Raw genomic sequence first — 22226 nt, forward strand, 5'->3', positions numbered from 1 at the left:
CCGCTGCGCTCCAATTCAGTTCGGCTACGCCTCGGGTGTTGTTTGTTTTTTTTTTTGAAGCTAATCCCGCTTTCCGTTACAATCTTTTTGTTTTGTAAAAAGCCCTTCGACTGCGCTCAGGGTGACAAAACAAAAAGGATTTCCACTGCAACCTGCCTGCCGGCAGGCAAGTCGGGGCTAGTTACGCGTCGATATTGGCATACACCGCATTTTTCTCAATAAACTCTCTACGTGGCGGTACTTCGTCACCCATCAGCATTGAGAACACTCTATCGGCTTCAGCCAAACTATCAATAGTAACTTGACGCAACGTTCTGTAACTCGGATCCATGGTCGTTTCCCACAACTGTTCAGCGTTCATTTCTCCCAAACCTTTATAACGTTGGATAGCGGCACTTCCGCCCATTCTTTCGTTGGCCAAATCACGTTGGTCATCGTTCCAAGCATATTCCTTTTTGTTTCCTTTTTTCACCAAATACAAAGGTGGTGCAGCAATATATACGTGCCCGCCTTCAATCAATTCTTTCATAAAACGGAAGAAGAAAGTCAAAATCAAAGTAGAAATGTGACTACCATCGACGTCGGCATCACACATGATAATTACTTTGTGGTAACGCAATTTCTCTAAGTTGAGCGCTTTAGAATCTTCTTCGGTTCCAATAGTCACGCCAAGTGCCGTGAATATATTTCGAATCTCTTCGTTTTCAAATACTTTGTGGTGCATGGCTTTTTCCACGTTCAAAATCTTACCACGCAAAGGTAAAATCGCTTGGAAGTTACGATCACGACCTTGTTTGGCCGTTCCACCTGCCGAATCTCCCTCGACTAGGTAAACCTCACATTTTGCCGGATCTTGTTCTGAACAATCCGATAATTTTCCGGGCAAACCACCACCGCCTAAAACGGTTTTGCGTTGTACCATTTCGCGTGCTTTTTTTGCCGCATGTCTGGCCTGTGCTGCCAAGATAACTTTCTGAACAATGATTTTGGCATCATTCGGATTTTCCTCCAAATAGTTCTCTAACATTTCCGCTACGGCTTGTGAAACCGGAGAAACTACTTCTCGGTTACCCAACTTGGTTTTGGTTTGCCCTTCGAACTGAGGCTCCTGAACTTTTACTGAGATAATCGCAGTCAATCCTTCACGGAAATCATCACCGGAAATTTCGAATTTTAATTTCTCTAACAAACCGGAAGCGTCAGCATACTTTTTCAACGTACGGGTCAATCCCATACGGAAACCTTGTAAATGCGTTCCTCCTTCGTGAGTGTTGATGTTATTTACGTAAGAGAAAATATTCTCTGCATAACTTTCATTGTAAATCAAAGCAACCTCTACCGGAATTTCTCCTTTTTCATGCTCCATGCTGATTACATGACTGATGATTGGAATACGGTTGCCATCTAAGAACTTAACAAACTCCTTCAATCCTTCTTTGGAATGGAAAACTTCACCTTCGAATTCGCCATTCTCTTTGGTATGTCTTCTGTCGGTAAGCGTAATGGTAATGCCTTTGTTCAAGAACGATAACTCACGCATACGTCCGGCCAAAGTATCATACGAATATTCTAAAGTTTGGGTAAAAATGGTAGCGTCCGGTTTGAAAGTAACCGTTGTACCTCTTTTAGTAGTCTCACCAATTTGCTTAACAGGGTACATTGATTTCCCTCTTTCGTACTCTTGTTCATATATTTTGCCATCACGAAAAACAGTAGCGCGCAAATGGTCTGAAAGCGCATTTACACACGAAACTCCTACTCCGTGCAAACCTCCTGAAACTTTATAGGAATCTTTATCAAATTTACCTCCGGCTCCGATTTTGGTCATTACAACCTCCAATGCCGATACGCCTTCTTTTTTGTGCATATCAACCGGAATACCACGACCGTTGTCTTCTACGGTAACCGAATTGTCTTCATTAATTATTACACTGATGGTATCACAATGTCCAGCTAAAGCCTCATCAATCGAGTTGTCTACGACTTCGTAAACCAAGTGATGCAAACCTCTGACTCCGGTATCTCCAATGTACATGGAAGGACGCATTCTTACGTGCTCCATTCCTTCTAACGCCTGAATACTATCAGCTGAATAATTGTTCTTTTTAATCTCGTCGCTCATATAATTTTATCGTAAAAAATGTAATTTTTGTCTAACACGCAAATATATAAAAACGCATAGGATTTCCTATTCAAAAAAGGGTTTAAAAGGGTGAAGTTATTAACATTTTCAATAGGATTTCAACAAAAAAAACGCCCGTCAAAAATGACGGACGTTCTTTAACAAACAAACTAAACTTCAATCTAAACTCAAACGCTAACGCTTGGTTTTGCTATTTCAACATCTGCTTGGACGTGAGCCGAGTTGGCTCGCCCGCTTGGATCCTGATTTTCTTGCCATTTTGGTATCCATTTGCGCACAGTTTGTGCCGCACTGACCTGTGGATAGTATTTATGGAAAATAGTTCTGTAAAAATAGGCTTCTTTCGTTGCCGGTGTATTGTAGGGGAAAAGCGTTGGAGCTTGCTCCATTTGTTCATCGGTCACCTGTGATGCACAATAGTCAATTAAAGTGTCGATCCAGTTGTAGCCAACACCATCGGAGAATTGCTCTTTTTGACGCCACAATACTTCACTAGGAAGATAGGGTTGTTCAGGCGTATCGAAGGCTTTTCTCAAAATGTATTTTTCTTTACCGTCGTAGGTTTTAGGCTGTTTTTCTTCGCCTTTGATTTTCATGGCAACATCTAAGAAAGCTTTGTCTAAAAACGGCACCCGTGCTTCTAATCCATGCGCCATCGTTGATTTGTCGGCACGCAATAAATCGGCCGTAAACAACTTTTGCACTCTTTCGATGGTTTCTTTGGTAAAATCTTCGGTGCTTGGCGCATTTCTGAAGTACAAATATCCTCCAAAAACCTCATCAGCACCTTCGCCCGACAACACCACTTTGATACCCATATCAGTAATAGCTTTTGACAAGAAGTACATTGGCGTGCTAGCTCTAACAGACGTTACATCATAGGTTTCCAGATGCCAAATCAATTTATCCAAAATGGCAATTCCCTGCTCGATAGTAAAGTGGATTTCATGGTGTTTAGTCCCTAAAAATTCCGCTACTTTTCTTGCAGCTTTGGCATCCGGCGCTTCCGCGTCTAAACCTATAGAAAATGAGTGTAACTCTTTTCCTTTGTCTTTTAACAAACGCGCAGCAATTGAAGAGGTCAAGGAAGAATCTAATCCTCCTGAAAGCAATACGCCAATCGGCACATCACTCATTAGTCTCTTGCGAGTAGCTTCGGTTAAGGCTTCTCTCAAAGCTGCATAATCAACCTCGGCATCACAAGCAGTATAATCTTCGTATTCGGGAGTGTAATATTTCACAAAACCGGTTTCTGCGGTGTAATAATGTCCCGGAGGAAAGGTAGAAAACGTTTTACATTGGTCGGCAATCGGTTTCATTTCGGAAGCAAAATACATTCTGCCTCTTTCATCCATACCATAATATAAAGGCTTTACTCCCAGCGGATCACGACCGGCAATATAATCATCGCCATCGATTACCACGAAAGCAAAATCGCCATCTAATAAATGTACAAAATCATACCCAAACTTCTCATACAAATGCACAATCACTTCTGAATCCGATTTAGAACGAAACGTGTGGTCTTTTAAAATGGTATCTCTTAACTCTTGGTGGTTGTAGATTTCGCCATTGTGAACCATCCAAGCGGTTGCACAACCTTGAATAGGCTGTCTTCCTGAATGCAGGTCGATAATAGACAAACGTTCATGACTTAATATATGACCGTTCTCCGTAACATGAATATCGCTTTCATCCGGTCCGCGGTGTGACATTCTTTTTGAAAGTTGTTTCACCAATTGCTCGTCTTTTCCTTTTCCAATAATGGCTAATATTCCACACATAATCGTATTCTTTTAATTCGTATCAGTTATTTTGATAAAGCAAAAATGCTATATTCATTTCGATACAGAAACCAAAAATCAATTATTGACTATAATTTATAACCAAATAAACAAATAAAAGACATTTATGAAAGGGAAAGATTGTCAAATAAGGAATGGAAGTTAGAAATCGTTAATTAACGTTCTCAATCCGATAAGGTTTTCCGTTCATGTCGAATTCAAACCCGGTATCGTTACCCATTAGCTTACTGCCTAGAGGTGATTGCGGAGAAAGGGCAAAAACCGTTTTACCATCAAGGGTGATTTTAGGCAAAGCCGCACTAATGAATAACAACATCCCATTGGCTTGAACCAAACTTCCCAAAGCTACTTTTTGATGCGTTACTGAACCATCTATTTTATCGAGAATTGCTTTTTGTTCAAGGATTTCTTTGAGTTTGTGATTGAGTTTCTCTTGTTCCAAATGCATCATCGACAATGCCGTTTCGTGTTTATCACCGGCCGAACCTTTGGCATCATTTTGGGCATCAATCGTCAAACCCGAAATCATGTCTTGGAACACATCTATACGGTCTTGGACTAACTGTTTGTAGTATTGAAGAACTTGTTGTTTCATTTTGAGTGGCTGAGTAACTGAGTCGCTGAGTGGCTTAGTTAATTTCTTCGTAACTTAGCCACTCAGCAACTTAGGCTCTTTTTAGAAATCGAATTTATAACTCGCACCACCAAGCACTTGCAATCCTTGCACCGGATAGTTTAACCAGCGTTGGTAATCTTGGTTGGCCAAGTTGTTTCCTTTTAAGAAAAAAGTCAATCGCTCTGAGTGTTTGTAACCCACATGCGCATTCAAATCAAAATAACTATCTAAGGTTACTATTTCATCATCAACAGAAGGCAGAGACAAGAAGGCAAAATGAGCAAAATCTTTTCTTTCACCTACAAAAAACAAACTCATCCCGGCAAACCATTTTTGGGTAATATTTACATCTAAATTGGTACTCACTTTTAAACTGGGTAAATTCCAAGCTTCGCTTTCAACATCAGTTGAGTAGCTGCTGAAAGTTCCGTTAATCCCAAAAGTCACATTCTTAGTGAAATCAGCTTTCAATTCCCCAAAGAAACTTATTGTTTTTAATTGATCATAAACCACGTTAAAAGAGTTACCATATTGATAGCCTTCGGTACCAATGAGCTCTTCATAACCGTTGCTTTTAAAAAGAGCTCTGTTGTCTTCGTTCGTATAAGAGCCGCGAATGTTGTAGCTTACACTATTGGCCAGTTTACCTTTCAAACCGGCAAATACATCATACTTTTGATCTGTTGGCGCTACGATTAAGGTTGGTGATACAAAGAAATTCTCCTGCACAAAATCGTGATAAGAGTTTTGTTTCAAACCACCTTCAACACCGGCGTAAAAAATCATTAAATCTCCCACAACTTTATACGAACCGGTAATTTGCGGATAAATAAAGAACTTGCTTTCACCTTGTTCTTGGGCAGAACTGTAAAAGAACCCTACTCCGGCATTGACCGTTAAATCGTCTTTTTGGATTCTGATACTGGGTTGGAAACCAACGTTGGCAAAACCATATTTATAACCGGCATTGCCGTTAATATCATTTTCAAAAGAACCGCTGATATAATCCAAGATAAAATCGGCTTTGATTTTTTGTTCTACAATATCAAATTCTAAGGATGGCTTGGCTACAAAGCGATTTTCTGCCGAACCGAAAGCATCCCAAAAACGACTGAATTTAATTGAGCTTTCTTTTAAAACACTACTCAATCCCAATCTCCCGCCTACATATAAAGTGTGGTAGGTTTGTTGCTCATCAATGGTTTCAATGGTGGCATCCGTTAATGTTCCCGGATAGAAACCATACCAATTATAAATTTGATTTTTATAGCCCAAATCGGCATTCCAATTCATGGTTTTGGTTCGGCTGCCATATGTTAAATCTAAAGCTGTGTTCATAAACTTATCATCTAAAACAACGTCTTTAATGCCGCCTTGAGACGAACTGTGGCGCAACATTCCACCGAAATAATCGGTATTGCTTACATTTTCGGTCACGAATAATTCGACATTGGCTGTACCGTAATTTCCGGCGGCTAAAGTCAAATAATTACTAAAAATTTTCTCTTCAGGTGATTTGTCTACATTGGCTGCTTTTCCTTTAGAAGGCGCAAAAGTAGACGCTACAGGGAAAGAAAAGATATTGTACTTGATATTTTCTTTTTTCTGAGTTTCCTCGTCATCTAATGTCGGGGTTTCTTTGACTTTAAAAGCATCTGAAATGGTTGGTGTATAAGGTTTCACCACGTTTACCACTTCGGTTCCTATGTTGTCGTCTTTCTTTTGAGCCAAGGTTTGTTGAAAACCGGTCAAAACTAAAACTGCTGCAATGGTATATTGAAATGTCTTTTTCATATTTTATTTCTCAATTGATGAATTCGTTTTGGCGGCTTCGCCTTTGATAAAATCTAATTCGGTTTGGGCTTCGGCTACTACATCTTCATAAGACGCGAAGTTTTTAATTACGCTGTCTAAGATTGAAGTGGCGCTGAAATTGTCTTTCATTTGGTAATAGTTTTTGGCCATTACAATCAACCCTTTGGCACCAAAATACTTATAGCCCGAATAGTCTTTGGCTAATTTTTGAACCGTTTTGTTTGACTCTTCATATTTACCGTCTTTGTTTTTGAAATAAGCGTCATAATACAAAGCTTCGGCTGCTAATTCTCCTTTGGCAATCGTCAACAATTTGGCGTAAGCCGAACGCGCTTTCACCTCATCATTCACTTGAATGGCGGAGCGCGCCACGATAATCTGCGCATCACTTTTTACTTTGTTATCGGTTTTTGGATTCGCCAATACTTTATCGGCGTAAACCACGGCATTGGTGTAATCTTTTTGCTCGTAATAAGCACGCATCAAATTGGCTTGCGCAAAAGTCACGTTTTGTGGAAAATCAGCTTCGGTTTCTAAGCGTTTCAAGATTGGAGCGGCTTTGGTGTAATCGTTTTTCTTTAAATGGATTTCGGCCAAACGCGCTAACGATTGCTCTGTAAACTCATTTCTTGATTTGCTGATTACATATTCGTAACCCGCAACCGAGCTGCTTTCCAAACCATCAGCATAATAGGATTGAGCCAAATAGAAATTGGCTTTCAAAGCATGAATTCCGTTAGGAAATTTAGAAACATAACCGCTCAAACTAGAAATGGCTTGTTTGGTATTGTTTTGCAAATATTGTTTTTCAGCAGCTTCATACGTATCGTTGTCTAATTCGGCATCCGAAACCTCCACGAAATCCAACGTTCTTACCCATGAGGCATATTCATCCACTTTTCCGTTATCCATATAAATCAAACGCGCGGTAGAAACGGCTTCTAAAGCTTCGGGAGTTCTTGGATAATCAGCGGCTACTTTCTTGAATTTGGCAATTGCTTGTTCGTCTTTTTGGGCGTTGTAATACACCAATCCCTGACGCAAAACCGCTTTTGAAGCAAACGAACCGTTTTTGAATTCGCTCAACAGTTGGTCATAGGTTTTTACGGCCAAGTCGGTTTTGTTTTCGGCTACATAAGTATTTCCTAATTCAAACAAAGCGTCATCTCTATATTTTGACGTTTTGAAATTTTGCAGAAACTTATTGAAGTCTTCAATCTTTTTGTCATTTCGGGAAACAAAACCATAACTCAAGGCTTTTTGGAACGCGGCATAATCGGCATCAATGCCTTTCATTTCAATCGCTTTGTTGTAAGCATCCATGGCAGGCCAATATTTTGAAGTCACAAAACGCGAATCACCCAAACGCAAATACGCATCATTCAAACGCACTCGGTCATCCTTGTTGGCATCAATAAAACTTTGGAAATAGTTACCGGCTTGTTCGTATTCTTTTTGCTTAAAATAAGCATAGGCAATATTGTAATTGATGTTTTTATTTTCCGGTGTATTTTTCGCTTCAGCGTAACCGGTAAACTGTTTGAAACTCAACAATGCTTCGTTGAAATTATCCAATACATATTCGGTTTCGCCTTTCCAGAAAGTTGCTCTGGCGGTAAACTTTTCGTTTCTTGGTGTGGCGATTGACTTTTTAAACATGCCCAAAGCTTCTTTGTAATTGCCATCGGTATACAATTCGATACCGCGGTAGAACGTTACTTTTTGGTAAGCCGCTTTGTTGGTTTCCGTATTGTTTTTTTCCAATAACGTCAAGGCGTCTTTGTAATTTTTAGAAGTGATATAGGAATTGATTAACAACGTCTCGATTTCGGTTTTGCTAGGCGAATTTGGGTATTTTGCCAAAAAAGCAGACAATACATCGGGAACCGATTGGTAAGAGTTTCCGATTTCGTAGCTCAACTTGGCATAATTCAAATGAGCATCTTCCTGAATAGCCTTGTCAAAATCCATTTCAGAAGCGCTTTTGAAAGCGTTTAGCGCTTGTTGTTTTTTATCGGTTTTGAAATAACATTCTCCTAAGTGATAGTAACCGTTTTGGGCTACAAAATCTTTTCCGTCAATGATTTTATTGAATTGCAAAATGGCATTTTCATAGTCTTTTTGCATATAATAAGTGTAACCCAATTGGTAAAAATCGGTGTTGTTCCACTTGCCTTTTTTGCCGCGGTATTCTTTTAGATACGGCAACGCTTTGTCGTATTGCTTCAAATTGAAATAACTTTCACCAATGATTTTATTCAATTCTGATTTCTCTGAAGCATTAGAATTCGGCATCGCTACCAAACCGGCGTCAATAGCCTTTTGAAACTCACCCGATTTGAAATGCATATCCGCTTTGAAATAAGACAATTTTTCCTTGTACTTTTCTTCATCAGAAACCTGTTCGAAATATTTATTGGCTTCTTTGTAATTGTCGCCCTCATAAGCCATAAATCCTAAGTAATATTTGGCTTGCGAACCATACTCTTTAGAATTAACCACTTTGTTGAAGTAAGCAGCAGCTTCTTTTTTATTGCCTGCCGTAAAATACGCATACCCTTTTTGGAAGGTGAATTTCTCCGTTTGCTCATAAGTCAGAGCACTTTCGTCTACTTTGTCGAAATATTGCAACGCTTGTGGAAATTTGCCTTGTTCAAAATAATACTGCGCTACTTCAATGTAGGCTTGGTTGGTTTTGGAACTTGTCGGATAATCGGCCACGAATTTTTCCATCAACTCGTCGGCGTTATTTTGATTCAAATGAATCGCACAATTGGCGATGTAGTAAGCACAATCGGCTTGAACATCTACTGTTTTACCATCTTGTTTCACCCTTTCAAAAAGAATTTGGGCCGATTGGTACTGCTTGTCTTTGTACAACGCAATCGCTTTGTCAAAATCGGATAACTGATGGGTGTAAATAGCAGATTGTTGGGCTGAAACTGTTGAAAATCCTCCAACAGTCAGTAGAAAACATAACATTAAAACGCTTCGCATGGTTTTTTTTTTTTACTTATCCAAAAATATTACTCTATACATTATAACGTAAAAACTATACCATTTATTATAAACATTGTTTTAAACAATTTGTTTTTAAGAAAAGAGAAGAGATAATAGACGAAGAGATTTTTGACATTCTATTTGAAATGAGTCTATTATTGATCCGTCTATCATCTATTATCTGAATTAGAAAAAATATATTTTGAAATCAAGCTTTATCTTTATTACTTTTACCCAATAAACCCAATTACTCATGTCAGAAACAGTTTTATCCCTAAAAAACGTTACGATTTATCAGGAAAACAAAGTGATTTTATCCCAAATCAACTTGGAAGTGAAAGAAGGTGAATTCCTTTATATCATTGGTAAAACCGGTACAGGTAAGAGTAGTTTTATGAAAACTTTATACGGTGATTTACCTTTGACAGAAGGAACCGGAAACATCGTAGGTTACAATTTGGTGAATTTAAAAGAAGACGATATTCCGTTTCTGAGAAGAAAAATCGGGATTGTTTTTCAGGATTTCCAATTGTTGCTGGACCGAAGTGTCAATCAAAACATGCTATTTGTTTTAAAAGCCACGGGTTGGACCGACAAGCAAGCCATGCAAAACAAAATTGACGATGTTTTGGAGCGCGTGGGTTTAAAAGGTATTGCCAACAAAATGCCGCACCAACTTTCGGGCGGAGAACAACAAAGAGTTGCCATAGCCAGAGCGCTTTTGAATGATCCTGAATTGATTTTGGCCGATGAACCAACCGGAAATCTTGATCCGCAAACCAGTGCGGAAGTATTGAGTGTTTTGAAAAAAATCAATGAAAACGGCAAAACGGTCATCATGGCTACTCATGATTATGCTTTGTTGATGAAATTCCCTTCGAAAACCTTGAAGTGCGAAGACAATACTATTTTTGAAGTGGTTCAGAAGACAGTTTAAACCAATTTGTATCGCTTAAAAATTTAGCCAAAAGTAAAATCGCAAAAGGGAAAGTTACCAAGTGAAAGCGATCACCTTGACCGCTGGATATCCCGGACAATAAGATAATGTACCCGATAAAAAAGGCTACGAAAAAGTAAAATTTGTCTTTTTTGTAAAATTTCAAAATAAAATAAAACGCCAACAAAACGCCTAACATGGTAAACAATCTGTTTTGCCACTTGGTGACATCAAAAACCACCGACTTCCAAAACGAAAAATAGCTTGTCTGCTTGTGATTTACTATATCATAGACACTGGCATTCCCCGATTTGAAATTTTCCAGAAGATTGTCAAAATAAGCCTTGACAACATTAGGAAAATTGTTTTGTACTTGCTCTTTAGCATCTTCCAAAGCCACTTTCTTTTGGTCGGTGAAGTCCAGACTAAATAAATATTCCGCTCTCGGATTGTTGATTTGATGGTATTCTTTATCGTTTTTTAAACATTCCGCTTTGCTGAAAAGATAATTGTGATACGTCACGCCGTCTATATAGCTTATAGTAAAATCGCCATATTGGGCTTTCATCCCTACCACTTGAATGGCTATCATCAGCAAACTTCCGTAAATAAAAATCATGCTTTTCGACTTGTAATTTCGGAAAAATTCTTTGATAAAAAACAACGTTACGATGATGGCTAAAAACTTGGCTCCGGGCTTGACCAACATACTCGCCAACAGCAAGGACAAGGATAGGGACAAATACCAAAACTTTCCGGTTTTATAATATTGAGACAGTAAATAAAAGGCCAACATAATGAAGAAAACAAAAATATTTTCGGTCAGCAAATGAAAGCTTAAAACCACATTCCCTAAAATAAAATAGGGCAAAACAGCAAAGCCAAAAGCCACTTTCTCTTTGGCAAATCCTTTGATGATTTCAAACAACAATATTGAAGTTCCTAGCCAACAAAAAATATTTACCCACAAACTCCATTGAAATATTCCGGCATCGGAACTGCCAAACAAGTACGGAATTCCGGTAATAAATGCCATCACCATCGGTCGGTAATAATGTCCGGTAAACTTGAGATACATTTTTTGGGCCGATTCCAAATAATTGTCACAATCAGGATAAATCAACGTTTGTTGGTCTAATTGCAAAATAAAATTCAGCATGGCCAACCAACAAAAACCCACCATAATCAGGAGCAAATGATAGCGGTATTTTTTGAGTAAAGTCAAATTATTGGTCTTTTTTGTATACATGCGGATTTTCCTTAATGCCTTTTTTAAACACTTTGCGAATACACATTCTTAGAAAAGTATCGGTTCTTAAAACCAAGTCGGCCATTTTATTTTCGGGACGGCCACGAAAGGAAGTCACGTGAAATCTATCGGAAGCCAACAAAGGTGCATTGGCAAAATAATAATTAGAAACACAACGCCGATATCCTTCAAACACTATCGGAGAAACCGAATGCAAGGAACTATTATGGGTTTCCATGATGACCAAGCGGTTGAATTTACTGTGAATGGTGATTTGTTTTTGTTCTAAGCCATTGGGCCAAAGTTCGAGATTGCCACCATATTCTTCTTGCCAATCGGGTGTAACATAGTAAAGCAAATTCAGCACGCGCCACAAATTGCGGTCTTTGTCATGTGAATTGTCTAAATGCGGATTGAGAAACTGCTTCTTCCCCATCATCGAAATGCCACCGGCATACAAATTTTCATCGGGAATTGGATTTTTGATATCGCAGATTTCACCGATAAGGTCTACTATTCTTTGATCTTGAAAGGCATAAATAATCTCTTCTAATAAAGAATCATACAAATTCATTTGGGCGGCAACAAACTTATTCTCGCGCAAACTTTTTTTCAAAACCATCTGACCGGGTTCGGGAAAAACTTGGGCAATCTTTAGGGCAATCGCTTCGGGCAACAAATCATCTACAAACAAATAACCAATATTGGAATCGGAATGCTCAAATTGAAGTTTAAGCCTTTCTTTCTCAAGGCTAAGCTTTTCAAAAATAAGATTTGCTAAATCAATTCGGTTCATCGTGTTAATATTGCCAAAAAATATATTTCTTTGTAAAGGTATTATTTAATTCTGTTTTTCTAAATGATTTCAATTCTTATTCCAACATACAATTTCAATACGCTGCCACTGGTTGAAGAATTACACAAGCAAGTGGTTTTGGAAAATATTGATTTTGAAATCATTGTCTGCGACGATGCATCTCCTATTAACGAAATTACCGCTGTTAATTCCAAAATTAACCAACTTTCAAATTGTCGTTTTGAACGCAATGAAACCAATTTAGGCCGAGGACAAAACAGGAATCTTTTGGTTTCTAAAGCGCAATATGAATGGGTTTTATTGATGGATTGCGACATGTATCCCAAAAGTAAAAACTTTATCAAAATCTATTTAAAAAGTTTATTGAAAAAAGATAAAAAAGCAATCTTCGGCGGTTTGATTTATTTTGATGAAAAACCAAAAGATGATGAAGTTTTGAGGTGGATTTTTGGCAAAAACAGAGAAGAAATTCCCTTGAAAAAAAGATTGTCAAACCCTTACCACTACACATTGATTTCGAATATTTTGATTCAAAGAGAAATCTTATTGGCTCATCCTTTTGACAGCGAAATATACCATTACGGTTATGAAGATATTGTTTTGATTTTAGACTTAAAAAAACACCACATTCCGATTACCCATATTGAAAATCCGGCTTTTCACCTAAACTTGGAAAAATCAGCCGTTTTTTTAGAAAAGTTCCACTATTCACTCCAAAATTTAAAACAGATTATCGACAAAAAAATTATTCACCCTGAGGATACTACATTGACAAAAACCTATGTCAAGATAGAACAATTGAAATTGGTTGGTTTTGCGACTTTCCTTTTTAAAATTTTCAAAAAAACGTTTACCAAGAATTTGCTTTCCAAAAACCCTTCGATATTCTTATTTGACCTTTATCGATTGGGGTATTTTTGCCAACTAAACCATCGCTAATGCCCTATTTTTCAATAGTCATACCGGTTTTTAACAAAGAAAAATTTGTGGCCAACACCTTGAAAAGTGTGTTGAGCCAAACCTTGACCGACTATGAAATCATTATCGTTAATGACGGTTCAACAGACAATAGCGAAGCCATCATTAATTCATTTTCAGACGATAGAATTCGGTATTTTTTGAAAGAAAATGAAGGCGTAGCGGTTGCTAGAAACTTCGGAATTGACAAAGCCAACGGCGCGTTTGTTTGCTTCTTAGACGCTGATGATTTTTGGCATCCCGATTTTTTGAAAACCATGCATGGCTACATTCAAAAATTTCCCGAGCAGAAAGTTTTTGCTTGCGCGATTGAAATTGAAACTCAAAACAAAACCTTTCCGGCAAATTATTCTATTGCTAAAAAAGGAGATTTTGAAATCGTTGATTTCTTTGACGCTAGTCAGAAAGAATGTGTGTTATGGACTTCAAGTGTCGTGATTCACAAAAGCGTTTTCGAAGTGGTTGGAAATTTTGATACCAAAATCAAAAAAGGAGAAGATACCGAGTTGTGGATTCGTATAGGTTTGCAATATCCGATTGTGTTTATTTGGAGAATTTTGGCGCGCTATGTTTATGACCAAAGTAGTGTTTCCCGTAATTTGAATTACTATTTCGAACCTTATACTTTTGAAAAATACGCTTCCGAAGAGAAGAAAAACCCAAAACTGAAGCAATATTTAGATTTGAATCGATTTTCGGCTGTGATCAAATGCAATCTTAATAATGATTGGAAAACTGCCATCGAAATTTACAAAGAAATTGATTTAGTAAACTTAAGTTGGAAAAAAAGAATCATATTAGAACTTCCGCCAATAGTACAAAGAGGATTAATGAATTTTAAAAAATTCTTGACGAACAATGGTTTGGGAAAATCAATTTTTAGATGACAAAAACGACTGGTAATCTCGGATATAATCCGCTTCTTCAAAAACATCCGAAGCAATTACCAAACAGACCGAACCTGAGGAAAAATTCTCCAACTCACGCCAAATACCATTGGGAATCAGTAAACCTTCGTTGGGTTTGTTTAAAGTAACCGTTCTTTTAGTCTGACCATCGGTCAAAACCACGTCAAAACTCCCGCTCAAAGCCACCAAGAATTCCTGTTGTAGTTTGTGAGAATGACCACCGCGCTCTGCACCACTGGGCACATCGTACAAATAATAAACACGCTTCATGGCAAACGGAATCACGTTACCTTCAATCACCGAAAGATTGCCGCGCGTATCGTGGATTTTGGGAATATTAAGAATTTGGATGTCGGTTATATTGGTCATTTTGTGTTTAATAATTCCTGCCATTGTTTAGCAACGGTTGTCAAAGATAAATGTTCTACACTTTTTTGGGCATTATTTTTACAGTTTTGGTACAAATTATTGTCTTCAAAGAGTTTTTTGATGGCTTCCGCCAAAGCTTCTTCATTGTGATTTTCAACCAATAACCCGTTAAAATCATTTTGAATAATCTCGCTTGGACCGGTTTCGCAATCGACCGAAATCACCGGTGTTCCGATCGCTAACGACTCAACCATACTCATGGGAAAACCTTCGAAATAACTGGTCAAAATAGTACAATGTGCGTGCTGAATGAATGGCGTAATATTTTTTTGAAACGGTAAAACTTCGACATTGTCGCTTAACTTGAGTTTGTTGATCTTGGCCAAAATAAAATCTTGGTCGGCACCATCGCCAATAATTAAAAGCTTTACGCCATTTTCATAGACTTTTGATTTTGAAAAAGCTTTCAAAAGTAAGGTGAAGTTTTTAATGTTTTCTTCCAATCTGCCAAAAAACAGCAAGTATTTTTCGGGTAAATGCTTTGGTTTTTCCATAACAGATTCCGTTACAACAACCGGATTGTAAATAGTTTTTGTATGGCTGAAACCGTATTTTTCCTTAACCATTTGCTCAATGCCTTTGGAAACACAAATCAGTTTGGTGGCTTTTTGGTACAAATAATTGGCCCAAAATCGTGACTTTGGCAAGTACATTTCCAAATGAGCGCTGTGAATTATGAAATAGGTTTTTCGGTCGCCGTAAACCCATTTGGTAAAAATTTCGCGCAATAACATCGGTCGGGAACGATTGTCGATGACGGTATCAATCTCATTTTCTGCCAAATACTTTGCGATGTATTTTCCTTTTTTAACCGCTCTAAAAATGCTTCTTTCTTGGGCAAACAACTTTCCTAAATTGACCAATTTACCTTTATAATCAAAATCTACCTTATCTAAAATGATAATGTGGTGTACTTCATAACCTATATCCTGCAACATCATGCTCAACAAACCGGCAAAACGCTCAGCACCGCCCACACCAAGAGAAGCGGAAACTATTGCGATTTTATGGTTGTTTTTCATTTCTTACTTATATTGCGGAGATATTTGTCAAATATAGAAATATATTAGTTTAATCATTAAAGGTTCTCGATACATCCCGATTAAAATCGGGATACTCGAACTGACGAAAGCAGAAAAAATGAAGATTTTACTCATTGGAGAATACAGTCGGCTGCACAATTCTTTAAAAGAAGGTTTGCTTGAACTGGGAAATGACGTGACTCTCTTAGGTTTTAAAGATGGTTTCAAGGATTTTCCGGTCGATTTTCCTTTGGTTAAAAAATGGGATAATGGATTTTTGAAAAAAGTAAAATTGGTGATCTTAAAACTGACCGGTTTTGATATTTCTTCATATCTGACCTACAAACAATTCCAGAAAAACCAGCAGCATTTTCAAGGGTTTGATGTGGTTCAACTCATTAATGAAAACAGTTTTTTTTGTGATTATAAACACGAGAAAAAGATTTTAAAATTTCTTTTCCAACACAATAAAAAAGTGTTCTTATTGTCATGTGGTGATGATTATGTACATGTGAATTACAACTTCAGCCATCCCGAAAATTCATCGGTGGTGCAACCTTATTTGGCCGGAAAGATTGCTGATAATCATTTTTCCAATGTTCTAAAATTCAGAACCAAACCTTTTGAAAAACTGCATCATTACCTTTATCAAAACATAGCCGGTGTAATTGCTTCCGATTTGGATTATCACATTCCGTGGCAAAACCATTCGAAGTATTTAGGACTGATTCCAAATCCGATAAACCTGAACAAACTTCCTGAAAACCTACCTGAAATTGCAGACCGAGTAGTCATTTTTCATGGGATTAATCGGGAAAGTTATTTTAAAAAAGGCAATGATTTTTTTGAAAAAGCACTTGAAATTATCCAACAAAAATATCCCGAAAATGTAACGGTTTTGGTTAGCGAAAATGTACCCTACAAAGCGTACATCAACAGTTATGACAAAGCGCATATTATTTTAGACCAACTTTACGGACACGACCAAGGTTATAACGCTTTGGAAGCCATGGCCAAAGGCAAAGTGGTTTTTACCAATGCCGAAGCCTCTTTTGAAAAACATTACAACTTGAAAGAAAAAGTGGCTGTCAACGCCAAACCGGATGTGGATTATTTAGTCGAACAACTCTCCTTTTTGATTGAAAATCCGAGTGAAATAAAAGCCATCGGAAAAAGAGCCCGAAATTTTATAGAAGCTGAACATGATTATTTGAAAATTGCTGAAAAGTATTTGGAAGTTTGGCATTCAACAAACTAAAAAACAATCTTTCTAAAATAGACCAATAAGGTCAGAAAGTAAACAAAATAAGTTACCGCATGTGCGATAACTGCACCTTCAACACCATAAACTGAAATAAAATAAGTACTGGAAACCCAAAGCACCGTCAAAGAAAAAAGCTCGGTTATTAGGAATGCTTTAGTCATTTTTTTGGCAAAAAACTGATAGCCGAGAATCAACGACAACGCTTTGAAAACATCCCCGAGAAGTTGCCCAAAAAACAGTCCCGAAACCGGCAGGAATGACTTAGTGAGTATAATCGGGATTAACCAGTCTTTGAGAAAATACAAGACTAACAATCCCAATAAAAAAACAGGAAATATGCCATTAAAGTAACTCCAAATTACTTTTTTGGTTTCCTGGTTATCGGCTGATTTAGCCAATTTCGGTAAAAAATAAACCGTAAGAATCGTGGATAGAAAAAGCAAATAATACGACGATATTCTCGACATGGCTTCCCAATATCCGGCATCTTCATAACCTAAATCATGTATGATGTTGTTTCTGATTAAAAGGTAAACCATTGGCCCTAAAACTGCAGCCACCAAGGTCATCAATGAGTATTCTGCTAAATTTTTAATGATGCCGAAATCAAACTGTTTTAGAGAAACTTTAAAAAAAGCAATTTTAGAATTGACAAAAAACAAGGTAACAAAAAACAAAACCGCAGGCGCGATAATAACTGACAATAATGCCCCAAACTCCTGCCAATAACAGATTAAAGCAACCGACAAAATCAAGCCCACAATATTCCCGTAAATATTGATTTTAATTACTTTCTTGAATTCTCCAAAACCGTTTAAAACCGTGACCAAAAATAGTGAAGCAATATACCATGGTAAGCATAAAGCCAAAGCTCTGAAAACAGATTGATACCTAAAATTAACTCCGAAGATTTTGTCATTCAAATAATCGGAAGCCCAAAAAAGACAGCCTGAGAGCAATAGTGTAATCCCAAAAATCGAAATCACAACTGTAGATAAAAAAGCCTTTATTTTTTGCGGTTCCTTCTCATATTCGGCAACATACTTGATGATGCCATTCTGAAAACCCAAAGTAGCAACACTTTCGAGAGAAGTTACAAAGTTCCTTAAATTACCAACCAAAGCCATTCCAGATGGACCGACAAAAATGGCTATGACTTTGGAACTCACAAAACCAACTAATATTTTTATCAATACGCTTATACTGTTTAAAGAAGTCACTTTAAACAGTTCTTTTTGCCTTATTTCAGTAACGAATTTCAATTAATATTGGTTTAAAATTTGAATCACATAACCAACCTCTTCTACTGTCATTACCGGACTCAAAGGCAAACTTAAAACTTCCTGATGTATTTTTTCAGTGATCGGAAACGAGGACGAATTCCATTGCGACAAAGCCTTTTGCTTGTGCGGCGGAACCGGATAATGAATCAAGGTTTCAATATTATTTTGCTTCAAATAATCCTGTAGTGCTTGTCGGTTTTCCGTGCGAATTACAAACAAATGAAAAACATGATTATTACTTCCGTCCCAATAAGGCAAAGTGATTTTGTCGTTTTTGATTTCAGTCAAATACCGTTTAACAATGCTTTTTCGCGCTTCGTTTTCTTTATCCAAATGAGGCAATTTGACAGTCAAAAAAGCGGCTTGGAGTTCGTCTAAACGCGAGTTCACTCCGATAAATTCGTTGTAATATTTTTGTTCCGAACCATAATTCCGCAAAGCGAAAAGCACTTTGGCTAAAGCATCATCATTGGTTGTAATCGCACCGGCATCGCCCAACGAACCGAGGTTTTTCCCGGGATAAAAACTAAAGGCTGAGGCATTGGAAAGATTACCTGCTTTTCGCAATTCGTAATTCGTAATTTGCAATTCGCAATTCATTGTTGCGCCATGAGCTTGTGCCGAATCTTCAATTACCAACAAATTATGTTGCTTGGCAATGGCGTTTATTTTATCCATTTCGGCTAATTGACCGTAGAGATGAACGGCTAAAATGGCTTTGGTTTTGGAGGTTATTTTTTCAGCAATCAAATCCGGATTGAGGTTGTAGGTTTCCAATTTGGGTTCCACCAAAACCGGCACCAAATCGGCTTGCAGAACGGCTAAAATACTCGCAATGTAAGTATTGGCCGGAACGATAACTTCATCCCCTTTTTGTAATTTTCCCAATTCAATATAAGCTTTGAAAATCAAGACCATGGCGTCTAATCCGTTACCAACACCAATGCAATATTTAGTACCGCAATAGTGGGCAAAATCACGTTCAAAAGTTTTGACTTCATCGCCTAAAATAAACCAACCTTTATCCAAAACCTGTTGCATTTTTTCGTGAAATGCAGCTTGATAAGGTAAATTGATTTTATGTAAGTCGAGGAATTTTATCATAGCGCTATTTGATAGGTGTTTTGGGAATAAAGTGTACAACCCAACTCTTTTTTTTGATTCAAAAGGCCTTCATTGTAACCCAAATCACTGTCGTCGTCTACGGTTCCCATGTCGAAATAATCAAATGTGTTGCTAAACTTTTCAATCAAATGTATAAAAAGATAATCGAGTGCTCGGTGTTTCTTTCCGTTTTCGGTAGTCGCACCATATTGGGATTTGACTGCTTTTTGGGTTTTAAAGATGGTGATTCCGGCCAAAATTTCTTCGCCTTGATACAAATTGTATTGCTCAATGTTATGAGGAAATTTATGCTGTAAAAATGTTATTTCCGACAACGAATGCAAGGGTTTGGTATGGTATTTTTCAGCCAACAAAGGCGTCAATACTTTGGTCCAAAAAACCTCAAAACACGCTTCTTTTTTCACAACTAAACCTGCAGACTGTAGTCTTCGGTAATGCTTTTTTTTGCTTTTGGAAATGGTATAATCGGATTTGAAATTGATGGCGAGATTCATTTTTCTATCGGTAATTTTTACTCGGTTTTTATTAAAAAAATCTCTGAAATCAATGGTATTGTTTTGAGAATAAAACGGGAGCATTTCTTTGATTACGAGTTGCTTTTTATCTGCTTTCTTTAAAAAATCAACCACCGCTGCATAAATTTTTTCAAAATCATTTTCCGCAACCGTTTGATTTAAAACAAAACCGCCATAGGTCAATCCGTTGTGAGAATAAACCTTATCTTCTGTAGTGTTAGCCGGAATTATTGAAACCAATTTCTCCTCCTCAAAAACCAATAAAGAGTAATCCTGAAACCTATCGGCATGGTATTCCATAAAATCCCGATGAAACAAAAAAGTCGCGTTTTGGGCACTGCTGACAAAAGCATTCCAAAGGGCAACATCATCCGAATGATAGCGTCTTACAGTATAGTTTTTCACAGGTTGGGTTTAGACTTTGGAAAATTAAACATTTATTTTTTAATAGCATTCACATACAAAAAATAAGAAATTCGAATTATTTACTTATTTTTAACCTACTAAATCGAATTTTGCCTTGAATTTAAAAAGACAATTGCTATACTTTATTGCCTTGTTTCTCAACATTTACTGTGTGAGCGGACAAGACATTACCTTATACGAGCAATTCAACGGGAAGTACGATTTTACTTTTTTTGGTAACACTTTAAATACACAGGAGAACAACTCTATTTTCAGTCCGGTAACCGTTACTTCTTCTTCGGCAACGATGAATTTAAGTCCAACTGATGTGATTGAAAAAGCCTATTTATATTGGGCCGGAAGTGGTGATGGCGATTTTAGTGTAACACTCAATTCAACCACCATTACACCGGATAGAACTTTTGCTTACAGCCGCTTTTTTGACACGGTTGAGTTCACTTATTTCAGTGCTTTTAAAGACATTACTACTTTGGTGCAAAGTACCGGTAACGGCACTTATACCCTATCCGATTTAGATATTTCTGCTTTTGAAGAATTACACCTGCAAAGGAGAACCAATTTCGCCGGCTGGGCTATCATTATTATTTACAAAAATGACAATTTGCCGCAAAATCAAATCAATGTTTATGATGGCTTGGAAGGCGTTCCTGATGAATTGGCCATCACACTCGACAATTTGAATGTAATTGACAATCTCAATTCTAAAGTTGGTTTTTTGGCTTGGGAAGGCGATACTTTGTTGGCTACCGAAGAGTTCCGAATCAACGGCGATTTGTTGAGTAATGCCTTGAACCCGTCGAGTAATGTATTTAACGGCACCAATTCGTTTACCGGCAATACTACTTTATACAATATGGACTTGGACGTTTATGACATACAGGATTATATTGCTATTGGTGACACCAGCGCAAAAATATCACTGACTTCCTTTCAGGATTTTGTGATGATTAACACAGTAGTAACCAAGCTCAACAGTCAATTACCTGACGCAACAGTCACAATTGATGCTGTTAACAAAGCTTGTGATTCGAGAACCATCGTGGTGAATTATACGGTTGCCAACCTGAATTGTACCGGACCACTTCCGTCGGAAACTCCGATTTCTATTTATATTAACGGCCAGCTCATTGAAATCACTGAAACTACAGCCGCAATTCCGGTGGATGGGTATGCTACCGGTCAAGTCACTTTAGTTTTACCCGATTCGGTTCCGGATACTTTTGAAATACTCTTTGTTGTAGACGATAAAGGTGACGGTACCGGAATAGTGTATGAAATGACGGAAACCAACAATACCTTTTCCGTTAGTGAAAGCCTTGGTACTTCGCCTACTTTTAATCCGTTAGCGAACTTGGTTTCTTGCAATGAAGGATTTACCCAAGCCACATTTGATTTTTCCTCTTATGAAACTTCGGTAAAAACTGACCCTGAAAATAGTGTGGGTTTTTATGAAAGTTTAGAAGATGCGATGAATGGCAGCAATCCTATTTTCAACACTCATAATTATACTGCAAGTGTAACCCCTAAAGAAATTTTTGTTAGAATAGACAACGAAAATTGCTATGCTACGACTTCTTTTTTACTGACTTCCAGAAATTGTCCACCGACAATTCACAACTATGTTTCGGCCAATAACGACACTCGAAATGACACTTTTATCATTGCCGGATTGCAAAATGTTTTCTTAGACTATAAAGTGGAAATTTACAATCGCTGGGGAAAATTAGTTTGGACCGGTAACCAAAACACTGCCAATTGGGACGGCTATATCAAAGAAGGATTAGGCACTAAAAATGCTCCTGACGGTACTTACTTCTATGTACTCTACTTAAATGACCCCGATTATCCGGAGCCTATGAGTGGATATTTGTATTTGGTTCATTAAAACGGAAAA

At 37.6% G+C, this 22226-nt stretch carries 17 protein-coding genes; 5 read left to right on the forward strand and 12 right to left on the reverse strand.

The window, feature by feature from the left end; all coding sequences use genetic code 11:
• Positions 1 to 181: 181 nt before the first annotated feature.
• The 5 genes from gyrB to HA632_RS01245 all read right to left on the reverse strand — a co-directional run bounded on the left by gyrB (position 182) and on the right by HA632_RS01245 (position 9376).
• Positions 182 to 2122, reverse strand: coding sequence for a DNA topoisomerase (ATP-hydrolyzing) subunit B (gene gyrB, locus HA632_RS01225; protein WP_176305424.1), 1941 nt, complete (start codon positions 2120 to 2122; stop codon positions 182 to 184).
• A gap of 188 nt (positions 2123 to 2310) precedes the next feature.
• The gene (gene asnB, locus HA632_RS01230) at positions 2311 to 3927 is read right to left on the reverse strand and encodes an asparagine synthase B (protein WP_176305425.1); all 1617 of its coding nucleotides are present in this window, start codon (positions 3925 to 3927) and stop codon (positions 2311 to 2313) included.
• A 172-nt stretch (positions 3928 to 4099) separates the two neighbouring features.
• Entirely contained in the window at positions 4100 to 4543 is a 444-nt protein-coding gene (locus HA632_RS01235) for a hypothetical protein (RefSeq protein WP_176305426.1), read from the reverse strand.
• Between the two features lie 81 nt (positions 4544 to 4624).
• Complete coding sequence (locus tag HA632_RS01240) at positions 4625 to 6358, reverse strand: TonB-dependent receptor (protein WP_176305427.1); 1734 nt, start codon at positions 6356 to 6358, stop codon at positions 4625 to 4627.
• 3 nt (positions 6359 to 6361) lie between these two features.
• Positions 6362 to 9376, reverse strand: coding sequence for a tetratricopeptide repeat protein (locus HA632_RS01245; protein WP_176305428.1), 3015 nt, complete (start codon positions 9374 to 9376; stop codon positions 6362 to 6364).
• A gap of 256 nt (positions 9377 to 9632) precedes the next feature.
• On the opposite strand from HA632_RS01245, the gene HA632_RS01250 reads away from it, so the two are divergent.
• Positions 9633 to 10316: a cell division ATP-binding protein FtsE gene (locus tag HA632_RS01250; protein WP_176305429.1), complete on the forward strand. Its 684-nt coding sequence runs from the start codon at positions 9633 to 9635 to the stop codon at positions 10314 to 10316.
• On the opposite strand, the gene HA632_RS01255 is transcribed toward HA632_RS01250, so the two are convergent.
• Together HA632_RS01255 and HA632_RS01260 are read right to left on the reverse strand one after the other, a co-directional pair.
• The gene (locus HA632_RS01255) at positions 10285 to 11565 is read right to left on the reverse strand and encodes a glycosyltransferase family 39 protein (RefSeq protein WP_176305430.1); all 1281 of its coding nucleotides are present in this window, start codon (positions 11563 to 11565) and stop codon (positions 10285 to 10287) included. The two genes, HA632_RS01250 and HA632_RS01255, sit on opposite strands and share 32 nt — an antisense overlap.
• Positions 11543 to 12361, reverse strand: coding sequence for a 2OG-Fe(II) oxygenase (locus tag HA632_RS01260; protein ID WP_176305431.1), 819 nt, complete (start codon positions 12359 to 12361; stop codon positions 11543 to 11545). Before HA632_RS01260 ends, HA632_RS01255 begins: the two co-directional genes overlap by 23 nt.
• 63 nt (positions 12362 to 12424) lie before the next feature.
• Between HA632_RS01260 and HA632_RS01265 the strand changes: the two genes are divergently transcribed.
• Both HA632_RS01265 and HA632_RS01270 read left to right on the forward strand, forming a co-directional pair.
• Positions 12425 to 13321, forward strand: a complete 897-nt coding sequence (locus HA632_RS01265) for a glycosyltransferase (RefSeq protein WP_176305432.1) — start codon at positions 12425 to 12427, stop codon at positions 13319 to 13321.
• Positions 13321 to 14247 carry a glycosyltransferase family A protein gene (locus tag HA632_RS01270; protein ID WP_176305433.1) on the forward strand — a complete coding sequence of 309 codons (927 nt, stop codon included), beginning with the start codon at positions 13321 to 13323 and terminating at the stop codon, positions 14245 to 14247. The genes HA632_RS01265 and HA632_RS01270 overlap by 1 nt, the downstream gene beginning before the upstream one ends.
• Here HA632_RS01270 and HA632_RS01275 read toward each other — a convergent pair.
• Entirely contained in the window at positions 14233 to 14661 is a 429-nt protein-coding gene (locus HA632_RS01275; RefSeq protein WP_228778734.1) for an FdtA/QdtA family cupin domain-containing protein, read from the reverse strand. The genes HA632_RS01270 and HA632_RS01275 overlap by 15 nt on opposite strands.
• On the reverse strand, positions 14634 to 15719 hold the full coding sequence (locus HA632_RS01280) for a glycosyltransferase (protein WP_176305434.1): 1086 nt from the start codon (positions 15717 to 15719) through the stop codon (positions 14634 to 14636). The genes HA632_RS01275 and HA632_RS01280 overlap by 28 nt, the downstream gene beginning before the upstream one ends.
• Before the next feature lie 118 nt (positions 15720 to 15837).
• On the opposite strand from HA632_RS01280, the gene HA632_RS01285 reads away from it, so the two are divergent.
• Positions 15838 to 16977, forward strand: a complete 1140-nt coding sequence (locus HA632_RS01285; RefSeq protein ID WP_176305435.1) for a glycosyltransferase — start codon at positions 15838 to 15840, stop codon at positions 16975 to 16977.
• Here the strand turns inward: HA632_RS01285 and HA632_RS01290 are convergent.
• The 3 genes from HA632_RS01290 to HA632_RS01300 are packed head-to-tail and all read right to left on the reverse strand — an operon-like array spanning position 16974 to position 20311.
• Complete coding sequence (locus HA632_RS01290) at positions 16974 to 18245, reverse strand: O-antigen translocase (RefSeq protein WP_228778735.1); 1272 nt, start codon at positions 18243 to 18245, stop codon at positions 16974 to 16976. The two genes, HA632_RS01285 and HA632_RS01290, sit on opposite strands and share 4 nt — an antisense overlap.
• Complete coding sequence (locus tag HA632_RS01295) at positions 18246 to 19370, reverse strand: DegT/DnrJ/EryC1/StrS aminotransferase family protein (protein ID WP_176305436.1); 1125 nt, start codon at positions 19368 to 19370, stop codon at positions 18246 to 18248.
• Positions 19367 to 20311 carry a FemAB family protein gene (locus HA632_RS01300; protein WP_176305437.1) on the reverse strand — a complete coding sequence of 315 codons (945 nt, stop codon included), beginning with the start codon at positions 20309 to 20311 and terminating at the stop codon, positions 19367 to 19369. The genes HA632_RS01295 and HA632_RS01300 overlap by 4 nt, the downstream gene beginning before the upstream one ends.
• Before the next feature lie 115 nt (positions 20312 to 20426).
• Between HA632_RS01300 and HA632_RS01305 the strand changes: the two genes are divergently transcribed.
• The gene (locus HA632_RS01305) at positions 20427 to 22217 is read left to right on the forward strand and encodes a gliding motility-associated C-terminal domain-containing protein (RefSeq protein ID WP_228778736.1); all 1791 of its coding nucleotides are present in this window, start codon (positions 20427 to 20429) and stop codon (positions 22215 to 22217) included.
• Positions 22218 to 22226: the final 9 nt, after the last annotated feature.

It is taken from the genome of Flavobacterium sp. J49, from assembly GCF_011742145.1.
GTDB lineage: Bacteria > Bacteroidota > Bacteroidia > Flavobacteriales > Flavobacteriaceae > Flavobacterium.

What these genes read in the sequence shown, in the direction of transcription:
- HA632_RS01250 (WP_176305429.1), top strand. Translation starts at nt 9,633, where the DNA reads ATGTCAGAAACAGTTTTATCCCTAAAAAACGTTACGATTTATCAGGAA.
- HA632_RS01280 (WP_176305434.1), bottom strand. Translation starts at nt 15,719, where the DNA reads ATGAAAAACAACCATAAAATCGCAATAGTTTCCGCTTCTCTTGGTGTG.
- HA632_RS01235 (WP_176305426.1), bottom strand. Translation starts at nt 4,543, where the DNA reads ATGAAACAACAAGTTCTTCAATACTACAAACAGTTAGTCCAAGACCGT.
- HA632_RS01275 (WP_228778734.1), bottom strand. Translation starts at nt 14,661, where the DNA reads ATGGCAGGAATTATTAAACACAAAATGACCAATATAACCGACATCCAA.
- gyrB (WP_176305424.1), bottom strand. Translation starts at nt 2,122, where the DNA reads ATGAGCGACGAGATTAAAAAGAACAATTATTCAGCTGATAGTATTCAG.
- asnB (WP_176305425.1), bottom strand. Translation starts at nt 3,927, where the DNA reads ATGTGTGGAATATTAGCCATTATTGGAAAAGGAAAAGACGAGCAATTG.
- HA632_RS01265 (WP_176305432.1), top strand. Translation starts at nt 12,425, where the DNA reads ATGATTTCAATTCTTATTCCAACATACAATTTCAATACGCTGCCACTG.
- HA632_RS01260 (WP_176305431.1), bottom strand. Translation starts at nt 12,361, where the DNA reads ATGAACCGAATTGATTTAGCAAATCTTATTTTTGAAAAGCTTAGCCTT.
- HA632_RS01245 (WP_176305428.1), bottom strand. Translation starts at nt 9,376, where the DNA reads ATGCGAAGCGTTTTAATGTTATGTTTTCTACTGACTGTTGGAGGATTT.
- HA632_RS01255 (WP_176305430.1), bottom strand. Translation starts at nt 11,565, where the DNA reads ATGTATACAAAAAAGACCAATAATTTGACTTTACTCAAAAAATACCGC.
- HA632_RS01295 (WP_176305436.1), bottom strand. Translation starts at nt 19,370, where the DNA reads ATGATAAAATTCCTCGACTTACATAAAATCAATTTACCTTATCAAGCT.
- HA632_RS01240 (WP_176305427.1), bottom strand. Translation starts at nt 6,358, where the DNA reads ATGAAAAAGACATTTCAATATACCATTGCAGCAGTTTTAGTTTTGACC.
- HA632_RS01285 (WP_176305435.1), top strand. Translation starts at nt 15,838, where the DNA reads ATGAAGATTTTACTCATTGGAGAATACAGTCGGCTGCACAATTCTTTA.
- HA632_RS01270 (WP_176305433.1), top strand. Translation starts at nt 13,321, where the DNA reads ATGCCCTATTTTTCAATAGTCATACCGGTTTTTAACAAAGAAAAATTT.